21 protein-coding genes and 2 tRNA genes are annotated in these 19,944 nt (G+C 58.3%); 17 read left to right on the top strand and 6 right to left on the bottom strand.

The genetic code is table 11. From position 1 onward, the window contains the following. Positions 1-17: 17 nt before the first annotated feature. The 9 genes from tolR (at position 18) to nadA (ending at position 7,474) form a co-directional block, all read left to right on the top strand. The gene (gene tolR / locus VMP31_RS18495) at positions 18-470 is read left to right on the top strand and encodes a protein TolR (RefSeq protein WP_325509169.1); all 453 of its coding nucleotides are present in this window, start codon (positions 18-20) and stop codon (positions 468-470) included. Next, positions 470-1,426, top strand: a complete 957-nt coding sequence (gene tolA / locus VMP31_RS18490) for a cell envelope integrity protein TolA (RefSeq protein ID WP_325509168.1) — start codon at positions 470-472, stop codon at positions 1,424-1,426. Before tolR ends, tolA begins: the two co-directional genes overlap by 1 nt. After that, positions 1,423-2,721 carry a Tol-Pal system beta propeller repeat protein TolB gene (tolB, locus tag VMP31_RS18485; protein WP_325509167.1) on the top strand — a complete coding sequence of 433 codons (1,299 nt, stop codon included), beginning with the start codon at positions 1,423-1,425 and terminating at the stop codon, positions 2,719-2,721. The genes tolA and tolB overlap by 4 nt, the downstream gene beginning before the upstream one ends. Before the next feature lie 66 nt (positions 2,722-2,787). Next, positions 2,788-3,285 (top strand): peptidoglycan-associated lipoprotein Pal, encoded by a 498-nt coding sequence (gene pal, locus VMP31_RS18480; protein WP_325509166.1) that lies wholly within the window; start codon positions 2,788-2,790, stop codon positions 3,283-3,285. 6 nt (positions 3,286-3,291) lie between these two features. Then, entirely contained in the window at positions 3,292-4,110 is an 819-nt protein-coding gene (gene ybgF, locus VMP31_RS18475) for a tol-pal system protein YbgF (protein ID WP_325509165.1), read from the top strand. 657 nt (positions 4,111-4,767) lie between these two features. After that, entirely contained in the window at positions 4,768-5,415 is a 648-nt protein-coding gene (gene queE / locus VMP31_RS18470) for a 7-carboxy-7-deazaguanine synthase QueE (protein ID WP_325509164.1), read from the top strand. 1 nt (position 5,416) lies between these two features. Next, positions 5,417-6,091, top strand: coding sequence for a 7-cyano-7-deazaguanine synthase QueC (gene queC, locus VMP31_RS18465; protein WP_325509163.1), 675 nt, complete (start codon positions 5,417-5,419; stop codon positions 6,089-6,091). Between the two features lie 58 nt (positions 6,092-6,149). Beyond that, positions 6,150-6,225, top strand: a tRNA-Lys gene (locus tag VMP31_RS18460). Positions 6,226-6,415: 190 nt separating this feature from the next. Further along, complete coding sequence (nadA, locus tag VMP31_RS18455) at positions 6,416-7,474, top strand: quinolinate synthase NadA (protein WP_325509162.1); 1,059 nt, start codon at positions 6,416-6,418, stop codon at positions 7,472-7,474. A gap of 142 nt (positions 7,475-7,616) precedes the next feature. On the opposite strand, the gene VMP31_RS18450 is transcribed toward nadA, so the two are convergent. Next, positions 7,617-9,050 (bottom strand): M48 family metalloprotease, encoded by a 1,434-nt coding sequence (locus tag VMP31_RS18450; protein ID WP_325509161.1) that lies wholly within the window; start codon positions 9,048-9,050, stop codon positions 7,617-7,619. A 105-nt stretch (positions 9,051-9,155) separates the two neighbouring features. On the opposite strand from VMP31_RS18450, the gene VMP31_RS18445 reads away from it, so the two are divergent. Both VMP31_RS18445 and VMP31_RS18440 read left to right on the top strand, forming a co-directional pair. Next, positions 9,156-9,407 (top strand): sulfurtransferase TusA family protein, encoded by a 252-nt coding sequence (locus tag VMP31_RS18445; RefSeq protein ID WP_325509160.1) that lies wholly within the window; start codon positions 9,156-9,158, stop codon positions 9,405-9,407. Between the two features lie 43 nt (positions 9,408-9,450). Further along, positions 9,451-10,515 (top strand): AI-2E family transporter, encoded by a 1,065-nt coding sequence (locus tag VMP31_RS18440; protein ID WP_325509159.1) that lies wholly within the window; start codon positions 9,451-9,453, stop codon positions 10,513-10,515. 356 nt (positions 10,516-10,871) lie between these two features. Here VMP31_RS18440 and VMP31_RS18435 read toward each other — a convergent pair whose 3' ends face one another. Both VMP31_RS18435 and VMP31_RS18430 read right to left on the bottom strand, forming a co-directional pair. Beyond that, a complete protein-coding gene (locus VMP31_RS18435) occupies positions 10,872-11,345 on the bottom strand; it encodes a peroxiredoxin (RefSeq protein ID WP_325509158.1) in 474 nt (157 codons plus the stop codon). Between the two features lie 10 nt (positions 11,346-11,355). Then, positions 11,356-11,913: a glycine cleavage system protein R gene (locus VMP31_RS18430; protein ID WP_325509157.1), complete on the bottom strand. Its 558-nt coding sequence runs from the start codon at positions 11,911-11,913 to the stop codon at positions 11,356-11,358. 216 nt (positions 11,914-12,129) lie between these two features. Here VMP31_RS18430 and dapA point away from each other — a divergent pair, with 216 nt between their 5' ends. From dapA to VMP31_RS18410, 4 genes are all read left to right on the top strand, one after another. Then, entirely contained in the window at positions 12,130-13,011 is an 882-nt protein-coding gene (gene dapA / locus VMP31_RS18425; RefSeq protein ID WP_325509156.1) for a 4-hydroxy-tetrahydrodipicolinate synthase, read from the top strand. A gap of 17 nt (positions 13,012-13,028) precedes the next feature. Next, complete coding sequence (gene bamC / locus VMP31_RS18420; RefSeq protein ID WP_325509155.1) at positions 13,029-14,147, top strand: outer membrane protein assembly factor BamC; 1,119 nt, start codon at positions 13,029-13,031, stop codon at positions 14,145-14,147. 222 nt (positions 14,148-14,369) lie between these two features. Then, entirely contained in the window at positions 14,370-15,239 is an 870-nt protein-coding gene (locus tag VMP31_RS18415; protein WP_325509154.1) for a phosphoribosylaminoimidazolesuccinocarboxamide synthase, read from the top strand. A 195-nt stretch (positions 15,240-15,434) separates the two neighbouring features. Then, a tRNA-Ser gene (locus VMP31_RS18410) sits at positions 15,435-15,524 on the top strand. 98 nt (positions 15,525-15,622) lie between these two features. On the opposite strand, the gene VMP31_RS18405 is transcribed toward VMP31_RS18410, so the two are convergent. Both VMP31_RS18405 and VMP31_RS18400 read right to left on the bottom strand, forming a co-directional pair. After that, on the bottom strand, positions 15,623-15,907 hold the full coding sequence (locus VMP31_RS18405; protein ID WP_325509153.1) for a type II toxin-antitoxin system RelE/ParE family toxin: 285 nt from the start codon (positions 15,905-15,907) through the stop codon (positions 15,623-15,625). Next, positions 15,904-16,182, bottom strand: coding sequence for an antitoxin of toxin-antitoxin stability system (locus tag VMP31_RS18400; protein WP_325509152.1), 279 nt, complete (start codon positions 16,180-16,182; stop codon positions 15,904-15,906). The genes VMP31_RS18405 and VMP31_RS18400 overlap by 4 nt, the downstream gene beginning before the upstream one ends. A 773-nt stretch (positions 16,183-16,955) precedes the next feature. Between VMP31_RS18400 and VMP31_RS18395 the strand changes: the two genes are divergently transcribed. Both VMP31_RS18395 and VMP31_RS18390 read left to right on the top strand, forming a co-directional pair. After that, on the top strand, positions 16,956-18,059 hold the full coding sequence (locus VMP31_RS18395; protein WP_325509151.1) for a DUF262 domain-containing protein: 1,104 nt from the start codon (positions 16,956-16,958) through the stop codon (positions 18,057-18,059). Continuing rightward, on the top strand, positions 18,046-18,768 hold the full coding sequence (locus tag VMP31_RS18390; RefSeq protein WP_325509150.1) for an MAE_28990/MAE_18760 family HEPN-like nuclease: 723 nt from the start codon (positions 18,046-18,048) through the stop codon (positions 18,766-18,768). Before VMP31_RS18395 ends, VMP31_RS18390 begins: the two co-directional genes overlap by 14 nt. A 12-nt stretch (positions 18,769-18,780) precedes the next feature. Here VMP31_RS18390 and VMP31_RS18385 read toward each other — a convergent pair whose 3' ends face one another. Continuing rightward, complete coding sequence (locus VMP31_RS18385) at positions 18,781-19,833, bottom strand: DNA cytosine methyltransferase (RefSeq protein WP_325509149.1); 1,053 nt, start codon at positions 19,831-19,833, stop codon at positions 18,781-18,783. Positions 19,834-19,944: the final 111 nt, after the last annotated feature.

Below are 19,944 nucleotides of genomic sequence, written 5' to 3'. Positions count from 1 at the left end.
TACAGGTTTCTCAAGCCATGGCCAGAATTCGCAACAGACGCAAGCCCGTCGCCGAGATGAACGTGGTGCCCTACATCGACGTGATGTTGGTGCTGCTGGTGATCTTTATGGTGACCGCGCCCATGCTCAACCAAGGGGTCAAGGTCGATCTGCCGCAAGTCAGCAGTGAAGCCTTGCCGCAGGACAATAACGCCCAGGTGCTGACCATCTCGATCAAGGCCGACAAGACCTATTTCTGGAATATGGGCACCGAGGTCGATGTCGATACGGTGCAGGACCAGGCCATGACCCTGGATGAAATGACCCGCGCCGTCACCGCGATCATCAACCAGAGCCGTGCCACGGGTAAGCAGGTGCAGGTGTTCGTGCGCGGCGACAAGTCGGTCGATTACGGCACGGTGATGGCGGCCATGGGTGGTCTGCAGCAGGCCGACGTGGGTAACGTCGGGCTGATTACCGAGGCCCCCTGATGCAATACCAGCGCGAGCCGTCGCCTTCGGAAAATCTGTTCTGGCCCGTCGTCTGGGCTGTGGGCCTGCACGTCATCATGTTTGCCATGCTGTTCGTCAGCTTCGCCTTTGCCCCGGATTTGCCGCCCGCTCGGCCAGTGGTGCAGGCAACCCTGTACAAGCTGCAATCGCAAAGCCAGGCGACCACCCAGACCAATCAGAAAATTGCCGGCGAAACCAAGAAAACCACTGCGCCGCTCTACGAAACCGAGCAGCTCGAGCAGAAGAAGGCTGAGCAGGAAAAGCAGCAGGTAGCGGCCAAGGCTGCGGAACAAAAGAAGGCCGAAGAGGCTCGAAAGGCCGAAGCGGCGAAGAAAACGGATGAGGCGGCCAAGGCTGCCGAGCAAAAGAAGCTGGCCGCCGTCGCCAAGAAAAAGGCGGCGGATGAGGCAGCAAAGAAAAAAGCCGCTGAGGATGCCAAGAAAAAGGCCGCCGAAGAGGCCAAGAAGAAAGCGGCTGCAGAGGCTGCGAAGAAAAAAGCCGCCGATGACGCCAAGAAAAAGACTTCCGAGGCCGCCCAGCGTAAAGCCACAGAAGACAAGAAGGCTGCGGCCCTGGCCGAATTGCTGTCTGATGATGTGGGCCGCCAGCAGGCGCTGGCCGAAACCCATGGCGACCAGGTGGCAGGCAGCCTGGATGATCTGATCGTAAAACTGGTCAGCGAGCAGTGGCGACGTCCGCCATCTGCGCGTAATGGCATGAGCGTAGAAGTGCTGATAGAGATGCTGCCCGATGGCACCATTATCAATGCCAGCGTGACCCGCTCCAGCGGCGATGGCCCATTCGATAGTTCAGCGGTACAGGCGGTGCGCAATGTTGGGCGCATCGCGGAAATGCAACAGCTGGATCGTGCCACTTTTGATCGGCTCTACCGGCAGCGTCGCGCTGTCTTCAAACCGGAGGATTTAGGTCTGTGAATACCCTGATGCGTATCGTTCTGCTAGGCCTGACCCTGATGGTCGGCACTGTGCAGGCGGCTGATCCTTTGGTGATCAGCAGTGGTACCGATCGTGCGACACCCATCGCCGTAGTGCCGTTTGGCTGGCAGGGTGGCAATATACTGCCCGAGGACATGGCCGACATCATCGGCAAGGACCTGCGCAATTCCGGCGTGTTCGAGCCCATCCCGCGGCAGAACATGATCAGCCTGCCGTCCCAGGCCAGCGAAGTTATCTACCGCGACTGGCAGGCCCTGGGGGCCCAGTATGTGATGGTGGGTAATATCGTGCCGAACGCCGGTCGTCTGCAGATCCAGTTTGCTCTGTTCAACGTGACCACCCAGCAGCAGGTGCTGGCCGGTAGCGTGGGCGGTGCCGTCGATCAACTGCGCGACATGGCCCACCATATCGCCGACCAGTCGTTCGAGAAGTTGACCGGGGTCAAGGGCGCGTTCTCCACCCGTCTGCTGTACGTGACGGCCGAGCGCTTTTCGGTCAATAACACGCGCTACACCCTGCAGCGCTCCGACTACGACGGTGCTCGTGCGGTGACCCTGCTGCAGTCGCGCGAGCCGATTCTGTCGCCATCCTTTGCTCCCGATGGTCGGCGTATTGCCTATGTATCGTTCGAGCAGAAGCGTCCGCGCGTCTTCGTTCAGCATATCGATACCGGTCGCCGCGAGCAGGTCACCAATTTTGAAGGCCTGAACGGCGCACCGGCCTGGTCGCCGGACGGCAATCGCCTGGCGTTTGTGCTGTCCAAGGACGGCAATCCGGAAATTTATGTGATGGATATGGGCAGCCGTCAGCTGCGCCGGGTAACCAATCAGGGCTCGATCGATACCGAGCCGTTCTGGGGCAAGGATGGGCAAACCATCTACTTCACCTCGGATCGTTCCGGCAAACCACAGATATACAAAACCAATATCAACAGCGGTGCCGCTGAGCGGGTGACTTTTGTAGGCAACTACAACGCCAACCCCAAGCTGTCCGCCGATGAAAAGACCCTGGTCATGATTCACCGCCAGGATGGTTACACCGTGTTCAAGGTCGCTGCGATGGATCTGCAGCGCGGCAATTTGCGCATTCTTTCCGACACCAGTCTGGATGAGTCGCCTACTGTTGCGCCCAATGGCGGCATGCTAATCTACGCGACCCGCCAGCAGGGTCGGGGAGTCTTGATGTTGGCGTCCACTAATGGTCGCGTAAGGCTCCCTCTGCCTACCGCTCAAGGCGAAGTTCGAGAGCCTTCTTGGTCCCCTTACCTGAACTGATGCGGCGCTACACCGTTTTATTGCTACAAACTGCTTAACACACTGGGGTTCATTAGGAGTTACATGATGGAAATGCTGAAATTTGGTAAGTTTGCTGCACTGAGCTTGGCTCTCGCTGTGGCTGTAGGTTGTTCCTCCAAAGGCGGCGACGCTGCTGGCGAAGGCGCTACCGATCCTAACGCTGGTTACGGTGCCAACACTGGCGCTGTTGATGGCAGCCTGAGCGAAGAAGCTGCTCTGCGCGCTATCACCACCTTCTACTTCGAATACGACAGCTCTGACCTGAAGCCAGAAGCCATGCGCGCTCTGGACGTTCACGCCAAAGACCTGCAAGGCAATGGCGCTCGCGTCGTTCTGGAAGGCCACGCTGACGAGCGCGGTACCCGTGAGTACAACATGGCTCTGGGCGAGCGTCGCTCCAAGGCCGTACAGCGCTACCTGGTGCTGCAGGGTGTTTCCCCGGCTCAGCTGGAACTGGTTTCCTACGGTGAAGAGCGTGCAATCGCTACTGGCAACGACGAGTCCTCCTGGGCTCAGAATCGCCGCGTCGAACTGCGTAAGTAATTCGATATGCGTATTTGCCGCCGTGTCATGACCGTTATAGCGCTCAGCCTGCCGTTCGCGGCCTTGGCTGAGATTCCCGTGGTGGATAACAATGCCGGTTACGGCAGCAGTAGTTATCCCCCTGCTGGTTATGGTACGTCCGGCACCTACGCCGATGCAGGGGCTGCGGCCCCTGTTTCGGCGCAGGGCATGCTGTTCAACCAGTTGCAGCAGATGCAACAGGAGATCGCGCAGCTGCGCGGCCTGCTTGAAGAGCAGCAGAATGAAATCCAGCGCCTGAAACAGGAAAGTCTGGAGCGTTACCAGGACCTTGATGGACGTATGCGTGGCGGTGCAACAGGTGCCGCGACCAATCAGAATTCTTCAGCTGCTGGCGCTATCGATGCCAGCGGTACGCCGACCCCGCCAGCGGGTCAGCAGGCCTCGGCCGGCAGTGAGCCGGCCGATCCGGCCAAGGAAAAACTGTTCTATGAGGCCGCCTTCGACCTGATCAAGGCCAAGGACTTCGACAAGGCCAATCAGGCCTTCAGCGCCTTCTTGCGCAAGTACCCAGATAGCCAGTACGCGGGCAATGCCCAGTACTGGTTGGGCGAGGTGAATCTGGCCCAGGGCAATTTGCAGGGTGCCGGACAGGCCTTTGCCCAAGTCAGCCAGACCTACCCGAGCCACGCCAAGGTGCCGGACTCGCTGTTCAAGCTTGCCGATGTCGAGCAGCGCCTGGGTAACACCGGCAAGGCCAAGGGGATTCTGCAGCAGGTGATTGCGCAGTACCCGGGCAGCTCGGCGGCGCAGTTGGCCCAGCGCGACTTGCAGCGTCTGCCGTAAAGGCCGGATGCCGGATCAAAGAACCCGCGCCTTGCGCGGGTTTTTTATGCCCGCCATCCCTGGCGGCCACCCTGCGGGCCGTTGCTGCGCAACGTTAAAAACTGCTCCAGGCCGTTTTTATGGCTATGTCCCCATAACCTGTTGCGTGAAATGGGCGCTTTTGTAGGAGCGGGCTTGCCCGCGAGCTTTTATCACGTGAAGTCCATGCTCGCGGCTAATGCCGTCCAGCCGCTCTTGTAGGCAAGGCTGGGTGACGCTTTTTCATCCACCCAGACCCTCAGAGTGTGCGGTGGATGGATAAGGCGTCATCCACCCTACAAAAGCCGTATGCAGCGCATAACGGGTACGTCGTCATTTTTAGAACCTGCTACCCGCGATAAGCGACCTCTAAGGCCGTTGCTGTGCGGCGTTAGAAACTGCTCCAGGCAGTTTTTTATGGCCCGCCATCCCTGGCGGCCACCCTGCGGGCCGTTGCTGCGCAACGTTAAAAACTGCTCCAGGCAGTTTTTTATGGCCTGCCATCCCTGGCGGCCACCCTTCGGGCCGTCGCTGCGCGACGTTAAAAATTTCTCCCGGAATTTTTTTCGTATACAATTCGCGGCCCTTTTCCCGCAACGGAGGCGGATGGCCTGTCTAGCCGTCACGCCCGTGGCTGATATGCAAGTAACCCTGCGCATTACCGAAATTTTCTATTCGCTGCAGGGCGAAACGCGCACCGCCGGCTTGCCGACTGTGTTCGTTCGCCTGACCGGCTGCCCCCTGCGTTGCCAGTATTGCGACACCGCCTATGCCTTCAGTGGCGGCGAGATCCAGTCGCTGGACGCCATCGTCAAGCAGATTGCCGGTTACAAGCCGCGCTATATCTGCGTGACCGGTGGCGAGCCCCTGGCTCAGCCCAACTGCATTCCCTTGCTCAAGCGCCTGTGCGATGCCGGTTACGAGGTGTCCCTGGAGACCAGCGGTGCCCTGGATGTGTCGGCGGTCGATCCGCGGGTCAGTAAGGTGCTGGATCTGAAGACCCCCGGCTCGGCCGAAGTGGCGCGCAACCGTTATGAAAATATCGAGTTGCTGACGCCCAACGACCAGGTCAAGTTCGTCATCTGTTCCCGGGAAGACTACGACTGGGCGGTGACCAAACTGATCCAGTATCAGTTGGACAAACGTGCCGGCGAGGTGCTGATGTCGCCCAGCCACCATGAGCTGGATGCACGTTCCCTGGCGGACTGGATAGTGGCGGACAACCTGCCCGTACGCCTGCAGATGCAGCTGCACAAGATTCTCTGGAATGACGAGCCGGGACACTGATATGAGCGACAAGAAAGCACTGATTCTTCTCTCCGGCGGCCTCGATTCGGCCACCGTGGTAGCCCTGGCCAAGGCCGAGGGTTATAGCTGTTACAGCATGAGCTTCGACTACGGCCAGCGTCATCGCGCCGAGCTGCAGGCCGCCGAGCAGGTGGCCCGGCATCTGGGCGTGGTCGAGCACAAGGTGATCGGCCTCAACCTCAATGGTATCGGCGGCTCGGCGTTGACCGATAGCAGCATCGCGGTGCCGGAGACGCCGGGTGAGGGCATTCCGGTGACCTATGTGCCGGCACGCAATACCGTGTTTCTCTCCCTGGCCCTGGGCTGGGCCGAGGTGCTGGGCGCGCGGGATATCTTTATCGGGGTCAATGCCGTGGATTACTCCGGCTACCCGGATTGCCGCCCCGAGTTTATCGAGGCCTTCGAGCGCATGGCCAATCTGGCCACCAAGGCCGGCGTAGAAGGGCAGGGCTTTCGCATCCAGGCTCCACTGCAGAATATGAGCAAGGCCGAAATCGTTCAGGCCGGTATGCGTCATGGCGTCGATTACGCGCTGACGGTGTCCTGCTACCAGGCCGATGACCAGGGTCGCGCGTGCGGCAAGTGCGACAGCTGCCGCCTGCGTGCGGCAGGTTTTGCTGCGGCCGGGTTGGATGACCCGACCCGTTATTTCTAAAAAAACTTTCGCAAAGTGTTGAATTACTGAATTAAATCAGTATCATGCGCCTCGCGTCGGGTCGTTAGCTCAGTTGGTAGAGCAGTTGGCTTTTAACCAATTGGTCGTAGGTTCGAATCCCACACGACCCACCATATTCCCTTCTACGGAAGGTCGAGAAAGCCTGAAAGTTCTGATTGAAAGAATTTTCAGGCTTTTTTTTATCTGTAGTTTTTATCCCGATCCCTTGCCTGGCACCCCATATTCCCGCCGGCTCTGCGCGTACGCCCGGCTGGCGGGTATACTCGAGTTCCGCGCTGATAGACCTTCACAGGGCCTGATGACATGACGCAGATTTCCGAACGCCTTCTGGTTCAAGCCCACCTCGACGCCAAGCAGCCCAAGCCGCTGACGCCTGAGCAGGAAACTTTTTACCGGGCCGAGATTGCCGCCGAACTGAAAAAGCAGAATGCCGTGCTGGTGGCGCACTATTACTGCGACCCGGTGCTGCAGGCCCTGGCCGAAGAAACCGGCGGTTGCGTCTCCGACTCCCTGGAGATGGCCCGTTTCGGCAATGCCCATCCGGCGCAGACCGTGCTGGTGGCGGGCGTCAAATTTATGGGCGAGACGGCGAAGATCCTCAACCCGGAAAAGCGCGTGCTGATGCCGACGCTGGAAGCTACCTGCTCGCTGGATCTTGGTTGTCCGGTGGAAGAGTTCGCCGCGTTCTGCGACCAGCACCCGCAGCGCACCGTGGTGGTTTACGCCAACACCTCGGCAGCGGTAAAGGCGCGGGCCGACTGGGTGGTGACCTCCAGCTGCGCGGTGGAAATCGTCGAGCACCTGATGGACAACGGCGAAAGCATTATCTGGGCACCGGATCAGCATTTGGGCCGCTATATCCAGAACAAGACCGGGGCCGACATGCTGCTGTGGGACGGTGCCTGCATCGTTCACGAGGAGTTCAAGGCTAGGCAGCTGGAGGATATGAAGGCGCTGTACCCGGATGCTGCGGTGCTGGTGCACCCGGAGTCGCCAACGGCCGTGATCGATCTGGCCGATGCTGTGGGCTCCACCAGCCAGCTGATTGCCGCTGCGCAGCGTCTGCCGAACAAGACCTTTATCGTCGCCACCGACGCGGGCATCTTCTACAAGATGCAGCAGCTGTGCCCCGACAAGGAATTTGTCGCCGCTCCCACCGCCGGTAACGGCGCGGCCTGCCGCAGTTGCGCCCATTGCCCGTGGATGGCCATGAATACCCTGCAGCGCACCCTGGAGTGCCTGCGCGAGGGCAGCAACGAGGTCTTCGTCGACCCGGCGCTGATCCCCAAGGCGATCAAACCGCTCAAACGCATGCTCGACTTTACCCAGGCGGCGCGGCTCAAGCTCAGCGGCAACGCATAAGCGTGCGACACAAAAAAGCCAGGCATTTGCCTGGCTTTTGCGTTTCTAGTGCGTAGCCCATCCTACGGCCTACGTCCTTCCCGGATTGCGCCAAGGTTTATCCGGGCTACTTTCGGTGAGCGGTGTTCCAGGGGTTTCCGGTCTAGCGCAGCATCTGTTCGATAATCCGCTTGTCATCCATCAGCTCGCGCTGGCGGGCGTCGATCCGTGAGGCCAGCTGGAAGTTGTTGACGGCGCGGCGTTTGGCGAAATCCAGCTGTTCGATGGCCTGGTTGTAGTCGCCAACCAGGGCGAAGAACTCGGCGCGGGCCTGGTGCAGGCCGATGGTGTTGCCACTGAGGCCGCGTACTTCGGCGACTTGATACCACACGTCCGGGTCCTTGCTCCGGTCCTTCAGCAGCAGGTCCAGGTCGCGTTCGGCGTCCTGGGTGCGGCCCTGCTTCATCAGCAGGTCGATACGCGCCTGTTTCAGCGGGTAGTTGCTCGGGTACAGGGTCTGCAGGCGCTCGATGCGGCTCTGCGCCTCGCCCAGGTGGTTGGAGGCCATGTCCAGTTCGATCTGGGCCAGGTTGTAGACCACATCGCTCGGGGCCTTGGCCAGCAGTTGTTGCAGGGTTTCGCGGGCCTGCTTGTACTGGCCGCCCTTGATCTGGGCGATGGCCAGGCCGTAGCGCGCGGCCTCCAGTTCGGGGTTTTCATCGAGCATATTGCGAAAGCGCTTGGCGGCCAGGCCGGTGGTGTCTTCATAGATCAGTTGCACGCGGGCACGCATCAACTGGTAGCGCACGCTATCGGTGGTGCCCTGGCCGGTGTACTGCTCGGCACGGTTGCGGGTGTCGGCGATACGCGATTCAGAGACCGGGTGGGTGAGAAGGAACTCCGGCGGCTTGCGGTCGTAGCGATACTGGCGCATCAGGCGTTCGAACATGCTTGGCATGGCGCGCGGGTCGAAACCGGCTTTCTCCAGGTTGACCAGGCCGATGCGGTCGGCTTCCTGTTCATTCTGCCGGGAGAAGCGCCGTTGCTCCTGCATGGCGGCCGCCTGGGTCGAGGCGATGGCGGCAATGCCCAGATCGCCTGCGCCTGCTGCGGCCGCGACTATGCCGGCGAGCATGCCGGCCATGACCGGGATCTGCATGCGCTGCTGGGCTTCCAGGCCGCGGGCAAAGTGGCGTTGCGACAGGTGAGCCAGTTCGTGGGCCATGACCGAGGCGTATTCGGCTTCGGTCTGGGCATACAGAAACAGCCCGCCATTAACCCCGATAATGCCGCCCGGGGCGGCGAAGGCGTTGATCTGCGGGCTGTTAAGCAGCACGAATTCGAGGCGGCGGTCCTGCAGCTGGCTGGTTTCGCTGAGGCGATACACGCTGGTCTCGACGAAGTCCTTGAGTTGCGGGTCGGACAGCTGGCTGACCTGGCCACGCACCAGGCTTAGCCAGGCGCGGCCGAGTTGGTGCTCCTGCTGGGGGGAAACCATGGAGGAACTGGCGTCGCCCAGCGATGGCAGGTCGCTGGCCATGCCAGGCGTCGTCAGCAGGCAGGTGAGCATCAGCAGGGTAGGGCGCAGAAGATTCATGCACAAAGCTCGTGTCGAACAAAGCCGCTACTGTAGCCGCCCGGTTGCTCCGCTGGCCAGGCCTGTGCGGCCTTGGGTATCCTTATCCTCTTCCAGGAGTAGAACATGACCGATATTGAATGGCCGGCCGAGGACTGCGATGCGCAGTTGGACGCCTGCGGCCTGAGCTGCCCACTGCCGCTGCTCAAGGCCAAGCTGGAGTTGAACCGCCTGGCCAGTGGAGCGGTGCTTAAAGTGGAAGCCACGGATGCGGGTTCGCAGCGTGATTTCCGTGCCTTCGCCACCCTGGCAGGGCATAGTCTGCTGCGCGAAGAAGTCGACAATGGCATTTATCGCTACTGGCTGCGTAAGGCCTGACTGCCTGCGGATGCTCCGCTTGCTGCGTATTTAAGGAATGCTGATGGTTAAGGTGCTACGCGATTGGATGCATCGCTACTTCTCGGACGAGCAGGCGGTGGTGCTGGCGGTGCTGCTGATTCTTGGCTTTGCCGCGGTATTGACCCTTGGCGGCATGCTGGCCCCGGTGCTCACCGGGCTGATTCTGGCATTTCTCATGCAGGGGCTGGTCAATGCCTTCGAGCGCTTGCGCCTGCCCCAGGTGGCCGCGGTGTGGCTGGTGTTCACCTTGTTTATGAGCATGCTCGGGCTGTTTCTGCTGGTGTTGATGCCGTTGCTCTGGCAGCAGCTGAGCACCCTGTTCAACGAGCTGCCGCGCATGCTCGGCGAATGGCAGTCGCTGTTTCTGCTGCTGCCTGAGCGTTATCCGACCCTGATTACCGATGCCCAGGTGCTGCAGCTGATCGAGTCGGTGCGCGGCGAGGTGGGCAAGTTCGGCCAGTGGGCGGTGTCCTTCTCGCTGTCCAGTCTGCCGATGCTGGTCAGCATCATGATCTACCTGGTGCTGGTGCCGATTCTGGTGTTCTTCTTCCTCAAGGACCGGCAACTGATCGGTGAGTGGTTCCGCAGTTATCTGCCCCGCGAGCGCACCCTGATCAGTCAGGTGGCGCAGGAAATGAACAAGCAGATCGCCAACTATATCCGCGGCAAGGTGATCGAAATCATCATCTGTGGCGTGGTCACCTATATTGCCTTCGCCTATCTGGAGCTCAACTACGCCGCGTTGCTGGCCCTGCTGGTCGGTCTGTCGGTGGTGGTGCCTTATATCGGCGCGGTGGTGGTGACCGTGCCGGTGGCGCTGATCGGCTTGTTCCAGTGGGGCTTTAGCGACCAGTTCGTCTACCTGATGGTGGTCTACGGCATTATCCAGGCGCTGGACGGCAACGTGCTGGTACCGCTGCTGTTCTCCGAGGCGGTCAACCTGCACCCGGTGGCCATTATCTGCGCAGTGCTGCTGTTCGGCGGCCTGTGGGGCTTCTGGGGGGTGTTCTTCGCGATTCCCCTGGCCACCCTGTTCAAGGCAGTGATCGACGCCTGGCCGCGCCGCGAGCAGGTGGTGGCGGAGTAGGTAATAGCAGGCACAAAAAAGCCGGTCAGTTGACCTGGTGCTGTTCACAGTAAGAAGGATGCCGCTTCTCCCTTGCCAGGGAAGCGGCATTTTTTGCGCTCAGAGCCGTAGGATGGGTGATAACCCATCAGTCAATTGATGGGTTATCACCCATCCTACGGTTCAAGAAGCGGGGGGCAAACCGCCAGTTGTGCAGGTCTGGGTGGCGCAGCTCCTCTCCCTAACCCTCGCCTAGCCGGCCGCCCCCTGAGGGGCGAGGGGGCTAATCGGCGTAAACCGGACAATCGTGCAGCCGTTAACGGGTACATAGCGCAATAAAAAGCCGGTCAGTTGACCGGCTTTTATTGCGTGAAGCTTCAGGCCTTGTTCAGCGCCTGGGCGGCGGCCAGTACGGCATCGACATGGCCCGGTACTTTGACGCCACGCCATTCCTGGCGCAGTACGCCGGCTTTATCGATCAGGAAGGTGCTGCGGTCCACCCCCAGGTATTCCTTGCCGTAGAGCTTCTTCAGCTTGATCACATCGAACAGCTGGCACAGGGTCTCGTCCTTGTCCGAGATCAGCTCAAACGGAAACGCCTGTTTGCACTTGAAGTTCTCGTGGGACTTGAGGCTGTCGCGCGATACGCCGAATACCAGGGTGTTGGCCGCCTGGAAGGCCGGGTACTGGTCGCGAAAGCCCTGGCCTTCGGTGGTGCAGCCCGGTGTGCTGTCCTTGGGGTAGAAGTAGATCACCACCTGTTGGCCCTGCAGCGCAGACAATTGCACCTGCTGGCCGCTGGTGGCCAGGGCCTGGAAATCGGCAACCGGGGTGTCGAGTGCTACGGCCATAAGGCAATCCTCAAGGAGTCTGTGGGCGCCAGGGTTCGATCAGGGCGTCCAGGTTCAAGGCATCGGCAAAATCCAGGAACTGATCGCGCAGCCAGCTGATCTGGGTGCCGGCCGGCAGGGTCACCGTCAGGGTGGCGTTGAGCATGGTGCCGCCGGTCTGGGGAGCCTGGTAGGTGTCGCAGGTCAGGTTTTCCAGTTCGACATGGTGGTCGATAAAGAACTGGCACAGTTCGTTGAGAATGTCCGGGCGGTAGGCCGAGCTGACGTAGGCCACATAAGGCAGGGCCTGCGGGCGGATCTCGGAGGCCGCGCTGCGGATCACGTTGACTGAGAAGCTGTGCTTCTTGGCCAGGGCGGGCAAGCTTGCCTCCAGGCGCGCCAGGGCATCCCAGCTGCCGGAGATCTGCAGCACCAGGGCGCTGAACTCGCCATGGCGGCTCAAGCGGGTGCTGACCACGGCGCAGCGATTTTCATGACTGGTACGGCAGAGTACGTTGGTCAGCTCCATGGCGTTGGGGCCGAGGGCGCTGATAAGGAGGAATTGTTCGCGAACTGGGGGGGTGGACATGCAGCCTTCCTAAAACGATGGGCGGTCGGCTTTTACAAGCAGCGCCGAATAAAGGCTGAAGGGTAGCGAAAAGCGCTGCTCAGGGGAATGCTCGCGGGCACCGCAGACGATGCTTTGCCAATAAAGATTGCTTGCGCCGGGCCGCAGTACTTCGCTTGTACAAGGCAGGTGGCACCAGTACCATTACGGCTCTCTTTTTCCGGCAGGAGCGGTTGCATGATTGCGGGCAGTATGGTGGCACTGGTTACGCCCATGGATGCGCAAGGTGGTCTTGATTGGGACAGCCTGAGCAAACTGGTGGATTTCCACCTGCAAGAGGGCACCAACGCCATCGTCGCGGTCGGTACCACGGGTGAATCCCCGACGCTGGATTTCGCCACGGAGCATCTGGAAGTCATCCGTCGCGTCGTCGATCAGGTCAACGGCCGTATCCCGGTGATTGCCGGCACGGGTGCCAATTGCACCCGCGAAGCCGTCGAGTGGACCCAGGCCGCCAAGGAGGTTGGTGCCGACGCCTGCCTGCTGGTCACCCCGTATTACAACAAGCCGACCCAGGAAGGCCTGTACCTGCACTTCCGCCATATCGCCGAGTCGGTGGCCATCCCGCAGATTCTCTACAACGTGCCGGGTCGTACCGTGTGCGACATGCTGCCCGAGACCGTCGAGCGTCTGTCGAAGATCGACAACATTATCGGTATCAAGGAAGCCACCGGCGACCTGCAGCGCGGCCAGGAGGTACTGGACCGCGTAAGCAAGGACTTCTTCGTCTACTCCGGCGATGACGCAACCGCCGTCGAGCTGATGCTGATGGGCGGCAAGGGCAATATCTCGGTAACCGCCAACGTCGCCCCGCGCGCCATGAGCGACCTGTGCGCCGCGGCCATGCGTGGCGAAGCGGCGATTGCCCGCGCCATCAACGACCGCCTGATGCCCCTGCACAAGGCACTGTTTATTGAATCCAACCCGATTCCGGTGAAATGGGCTCTGCACGAAATGGGTTTGATGCCGGACGGTATCCGTCTGCCACTGACCTGGCTCAGCCCACGTTGTCATGAACCGCTGCGTCAGGCCCTGCGCCAGTCCGGCGTATTGGTTTAATTGAGGAATTACTACGCATGAAGCGACTCACCGGACTTTCAGCACTGGCCCTGATCATTGGCAGTGCCAGCGGTTGTGGCTGGATCTATGGCGAAAACGGCTACTTCCGCGATCGCGGTAGCGACTACCTAGACGCCCGTCAGACGGCACCGATGCAACTGCCAGCCAATGTCGAAACCAAGCGCCTCGACCCCCTGCTGCCCGTACCGCAACAGGTTGCTAGCAGCACCGTGGTTGGCGAATTTGAAGTACCGCGGCCCCAGCCCCTGGCTGTGCTGGCCGATGCCAGCGAGTTCAGCCTGCAGAAAAGCGGCGAGTCGCGCTGGGTTGTTGCCCAGCGCGTACCGGCCGAAGTCTGGCCGGTGGCGCGTCAGTTCTTTGCCGACAACGGCTTCCAGATCAGCGAAGATCGCCCGCAGACCGGCGAGTTCAGCACCGCCTGGCAGCGTTTCGATGCCCTGTCCGCGTCCATGGCGCGTCGCCTGAGCAGCCGTGTTTCCGGCGTTGCTCCGGATGCCGAAACCCGCGTGCGGGTGCGCATCGAGCCAGGCGTGCAGCGCAATACCAGCGAAATCTTCGTGGTCAGCGCCGAGCGTCCAGCCGGTAGCACGGCCGATGTCGCCTTTACCAACCGCAGCAGCAACCCCAGCCTGGATGCCGCGCTGCTCGACGAAATGCTGGTCGCCCTGGCGCGTAGCGCCGAGCAGGGCGGTTCGGTGTCTCTGCTGGCCGCCCGCGATTTCGATGCGCCGAGCCGTGTCAGCCTGAGCGAAGACGGCAACGGCAACCCGCTGCTGAGCCTGGGTGCCGACTTCGACCGCGCCTGGTCGGGCGTGGGCCGCTCCCTGGAAATGGCCGATATCCGCATCGACGATATCAACCGCAGCCTGGGTGTGTATTACGTCAACCTGGCCGAAGGTGCTCAGAAGAAGGACCAGGAGCCGGGCTTCTTCGGCAAGGTGTTCGGCAGCGCGCCGAGCAAGGAAGAGGTCGACGCCCGCGCCGAGCGCTATCAGGTACGCCTGACCGCCGTTGGCGAGAGCGTGCAGGTGACCGTGGACAAGGACATCGATACCGTGGCCCCGGCTGATGTCGCGCGCCGCGTGCTGACCCTGATCCAGGACAACCTCGGCTAACGCCAGGTTCGCGCCGTACCTGCAATACCGATAGGCGAAACCCAGTGGGTTTCGCCTGTTTCGTTTACCAACGGGCCCGCCAGCAATGGCAGCCAGACCCATGCAAGCCGTCGCGGTGCGTCCGCTGCCCTTACCCGGCGCAACGTGCCACCTTCTCCCCGGGGGAAGGGCACAAGGATGGCGTCGCTACGCGACTTTCACGCTATAGGCGGAAACCTCGATATGACCACAGCCTCGACCCTCAGCCTGAAGAAGATCTACTCGGGCAAAGTTCGCGACCTCTACGAAATCGATGACAAGCGTATGCTGATGGTCGCCACCGACCGTCTTTCGGCCTTCGACGTGATCCTCAACGAGCCTATTCCGGAAAAGGGCAAGATCCTCACCGCCATCTCCAATTTCTGGTTCGACAAGCTGGCCGGCCTGGTGCCCAACCACTTTACCGGGGATAAGGTCGAAGACGTGGTGCCGGCCGCCGAACTGCCCCTGGTCGAGGGCCGTGCAGTCGTCGCCAAACGCCTCAAGCCGGTGGCCGTGGAAGCCATCGTGCGCGGCTATATCGTCGGTTCCGGCTGGAAGGAATATCAGAAGAGCGGCACCGTCTGCGGCATCGCCCTGCCGGCCGGCCTGAAAGAAGCCTCCAAGCTGGCCCAGCCGATCTTCACCCCCTCGACCAAGGCCGCCGTCGGCGACCACGACGAGAACATCTCCTTCGCCCAGTGCGAAGCCATCATCGGTGCCGAGCTGGCGGCCAAGGTGCGTGATACCGCCATCGCCCTGTACAGCGCCGCGGTCGAATACGCCGCCACCCGCGGCATCATCATCGCCGACACCAAGTTCGAATTCGGCCTGGATGAAAACGGCACCCTGACCCTGATGGACGAAGTGCTGACCCCCGACTCCAGCCGCTTCTGGCCCGCCGACAGCTACGTCGAAGGGCAGAACCCGCCGAGCTTCGACAAGCAGTTCGTACGCGACTGGCTGGAATCCACCGGCTGGGACAAACAGTCCCCGGCCCCGACAGTGCCCGCCGACGTCGCGCAGAAAACCGCCGACAAATACCGCGAAGCCCTGACCCGCCTGACCGTCTAACCCGCTTTAAACCGCTGTCACAGCGACACAGAGGGGCACTGCGGTGCCCCTTTTTGTGGGCGCTGGCTCAGGTCCCTGTCACCCAGGCTTAACCCCTGATTACGGCTTTTGAGCGCAAGCATCTGAAAGCATGTGAAAAATTTAAAAACGGGGGTTCGCCAAAAGCCATTCAGCTGCTATCATGCGCGCCGCCACGGGAAGATGCCGGAGTGGCCGAACGGGACGGATTCGAAATCCGTTGTGTTAGCGATAGCACCTAGGGTTCAAATCCCTATCTTCCCGCCATATCGAAGTACCGAAGCCCCCGAAACTTATAGAGTTTCGGGGGCTTTTTCGTTTCAGGCTGGGCAAGTGTCGAAGAAGTGTCGAAAGCGGGGGTAGGGTTAGCTTTGGAGCGGAGGCCACATTCTGGCGACGTGCACCAGGGCAAGAATCCAGACCGCGTCACTCTCGGTCTGATAGATCAGGCGGTAGTTCTCGTGAGGTATCAGCTCGCGGGTGCCGGCAACCGTTCCCAGTCGCCCTCTTTGCGGAAAGTCAGCAAGGGTGGACGCAGCCGCGCTGAATAGTTCATCCATATGCACGGCAGCGACAGGGTTATCGGCGGCGATGTATTCCCAGATATCCAGACGATCCTGCAAAGCCTCGGGTGTCCAAATAACCTTCATTCGTTGCCTTGAGCCTTAGCACGGCGAGTGGCGAATTCTGCTTCTACATCATCATTCGATCGACCACGGCCAGTCTCGAGCGATGCCCTGGCTACAGCAACCTTGCGTTGCACGAACTCATCATGCTCTTTGGCCTGTTGCTGCTGGCGGATGAAATCGCGCATAAGGTCACGCATCACTTGAGAGGCCGGCAGGTGTGCGGCTTTTGCGGCTGCCATAAATCCTTCGCGTAGCTCGGGCTCCAACTTCAAATTGAAAACGGCTTCTTTGGCCATGGTGCGACACCTCTAAGTAAATTCGTATCTACAACGTATATACGTTGTATGCATGCTAAACAATGCACGCCGCATAGGAAAGCACAGGTCATCGGTTATGGCTGAGGTGTGATGATGCTGAGAAAGCGCTGATGATCGCTAGCTGGGCCTAGCTTGACGGCATCTTGCAGGTGATCGGATGCAAGGTGTGGATAGCGCATGGTCATGGCCAAGGTGGTATGCGGTGTTTGCCGAGCTTTACGGTAGGCACTACGCCTTTTATGGCCCAGGCGCGTGCAGTGCCGTAGGTAAGGCCGTTGCGATCCGCCCAGGATTCGACGGTTCCAGCTCTTCCAGTTCCATGCTCGTTCCGTCACTATTCGTGTGGATTTACACAGCGCGCGATTAGTTTTTTGGAATGATTCGAAGAGAGGCTCAGAAATCTTGTAAGGCACCTCGGTGCGACAAGGTTCGCTGAAACCACAACGATCAAGGAGCGCCAGCGGTGGCAGACTGTGGCAACCAATCGGAAGGTGAAGACTCGGATTGAGGGTTTGGAAGAGCTGCGGAGAGCCTTCCCTCAATACGAGCTATGGCTTTGGAAAGGGATGTAGACCCCGCCAAAGGCCATGTATCGTCAAAATACGAAGAAGCTGATTCAGAGTTGCCCAATTAACACGCGTGATAGCGATCACGAAAGAAGTGGTTAGATGCTGGTATACCCGTTAAGTTTTCGCAAGAAAAGTCTAATTGCTAATAAGATTTTGAAGTGTTGAGCAAATAAGAGGGAGTGTATGGCTAAGCAAAGCGAAATGTTCGCACTTATAGGTGATGATCAAAAGCTGGCCGCTGAAAAACAAATAATTGAGCGGCAGAAAGAAACAGATTTTGATATACGAGAATACCCGATTGAGGTAATTGTATCTAAGTATTTGGACAAGCTGGAAGAGACGGATAAGGCAGAGCTTTTTATTCCGGATTACCAGAGGGAGCTTGTTTGGAGTGAAGAGCAGCAGGGGCGATTTATTGAATCAATCCTTTTGAATCTTCCTATCCCCTATTTGTATGTGGCGGATGTGCATACAGGGGAGAATGAAGGTCGTTTAGAGATTGTTGACGGTTCTCAGCGTATAAGGACCTTGGTTAGGTTTTTAAGTAATGAGTTCAAGCTAGATGACTTGAAGATGCTGCCTATGTTGAATGGCTTTCACTTTAAAGACTTTCCTGTCTCCCGTCAGCTTAGATTTAGACGAAAGACCATGCGGATGATTGAATTGATGGAGGTCGATGAGGAGGCGCGTCGTCAGCTATTCGATCGACTCAATACAGGTGGTACAAAGCTAAAAGATATGGAGCAGCGGTTTGGCTCTCAAGATGGTCAGTTCACGGATTTCATTCGTGAAGTAGCTGCTGATTTGCGTTTTAGGCAGCTTTGCCCTATCAGCGACGTGCGGATAAACCACCGTGATTATGAAGAAATGGTGTTGAGGTTCTATGCCTATTTTCATCGTTATAAAGAATTTAATAAGCGTGTCGACGAATTCTTAGACGAATATCTTGATCGCATGAATAAGAAGGGTTTCGATAAGGAAGGTTTGCGCGCGGTCTTCGAAAATATGCTCAACTTTGTTCAGCGTTTCTTTACTAATGGGTTCAAGAAAGCGCCGAATAACTCATCTGTACCTCGTATTCGCTTCGAATCAATTTCTGTAGGGGTGGCATTAGCTCAGCAAGAGATTCCTGGGCTCGTACCTGCTTCGATGGGCTGGCTCGCAAGCGAAGAGTTCAAAGTGCTCACGCGTTCAGATGCAAGTAACTCCAGGCCGAAGGTGCTCAATCGCATTCACTTCGTAAGGGATAACCTGCTTGGCCGAGAGGTTGAGTATGACCAACAGTGAAGTGCTCGTTGTTGAGTTATATGATCTTTTTCGGCAGCGTTGTGCAGAGGTTAGCAGGTATACCGAGTTTGTAGAGATGATCGCTAATAATCGATCAGTTACGTTGGCTGGAGAAGTTGACGGTGTGATGCAGTCAATTGAGGGTGGGGAGCTTTCCAGGGAGTTGACTAAGACGCTAAGGGCCAATACCTATCTTCTACTATATAACTTGGTCGAGGCTACGATGACCAACGCTATAGATGCAATACATAAAGCAGTGGATAGTGATAATCTAGGGTTTGATCAGTTAAGTGTAAGCCTTCAGAATGTCGCTCTTAGTCACTTCAAGCGAGCTATTAAAGATAATCATGGCGTAGCTATAGATGGACGAATACATCCCATTGAAGTTGCTATGGCTCGATTGGGGTACGATAGAGAGAAGATTTTTTCCGGAAATGTAGATTGTGGTGAAATAAAGTCTACAGCTAAGAGGTATGGCTTCCAAACTGCAGATCCTAATCTAAGTGGAAGGCCGATACTGCGTCAATTAAAGGACTTGAGGGATAAGAGGAATGCCCTGGCGCATGGTAGGCTTTCTTTTGAGCAGTGCGGACAGGATACTTCTCCGGAATATTTGTCTAAGGTTAAATATCAGACAACAGTATATTTAAGATCAGTGTTGTGGTCTGTTTCTTTCTACCTTAGACAAAGGAAGTATGCAGCTGTCTAATTAAGGAGCTATTCAGGAGTCAGTATTTTGCTCCAGCTCCTTAAGATGGCTTTGAATGCTGAGACCGATAATTTCACCTAGGCGGACAGGTACTGCATTACCAATCATGCGGCCGACTGCTTTGAAGGTGATTTTATCTGGAGGCATGAACTTGTAATTCTTTGGAAACGATTGCAGCGTTGCTGCTTCGCGTAACGAGATTGCTCGAGCTTGGGTCGTGTCGTAATGACCAAAACGGCCGTTACCAAAACCATAGCAAAGAGTTGTCATGGTGGGGCCTGGCTCGTCATGGCGCATGCGGCCGTAAACACTTGGGTAGGTTTTACCGCTGGCTTTGCGATGGCAGTCAGCGCGCAAGTGCTCTGGCCAATCTTTCCATGTGCCACCTGGCTCCGACAGCATGATGCGCTGTAGGTTGATCGGCGTTAGGGTTGCTGCTCGATGCAGCGGGTCTTTAGGGTCGCATTCTCCGGCCGCTAACTTCGGAAGGTTGCCAATTGCCTCTTTGACGGTCACAGGTTTGCTGTGAGTCTTGGGAATCATGGTAATTGGGCCAAGCTTGGAGGCGAGCAGCACGTGACGGCGGCGATGCTGAGGAAGGCCGTAGTCAATGCAGCGAATTGTATCTGCCCAGATGTGGTAGCCCTCGTCCTCAAGCCCTTTAACAAAATCATTGTAGACCTGGTGCTTAGTCACATCCGGAACGTTCTCCATGGTGACAAGCTCAGGCTTGATGCTTTTGATCAGTTTTTCAAAGGAGTAGAGCAGGGGCCACTTAACATCTGTGGTGGTGTCACGGCCTTGGTTGTAGCTTGAAAACGGCTGGCATGGGGCGCAGCCTGCCAGTAGCTTGAGGCGATTTGGGCGATACCAGGCCGCAACGTCATCGGCCTTAACAAGGGCGACGCTTTCAGCGATGAATTCCGCGCCGTTGTTCGTCTTGTAGGCATATTCGCAATTGAGATCAATGTCGTAGCCGGCACGTACGCTAATACCGGTCTTAAGCAGGCCTGCGGTCAGCCCGCCAGCACCACAGAAAAGGTCAACGGCGTCAATGTCTTGCATGGTAATGGTCTCCTGGCGGAGCTCATTCTAACGGTTTGGTCGTGAAAGATCGAGCACGAATACTGAAAATTTATACATGCTTTTGACCATTCTCAAGTGTCTTTTTGAGAT

Origin of the sequence: Pseudomonas sp. (genome assembly GCF_035512415.1) — a bacterium.
Taxonomy (GTDB): domain Bacteria; phylum Pseudomonadota; class Gammaproteobacteria; order Pseudomonadales; family Pseudomonadaceae; genus Aquipseudomonas.
The sequence above is the reverse complement of the archived record's forward strand: the minus strand, read 5'-3'. Positions and strand labels throughout refer to the sequence as shown.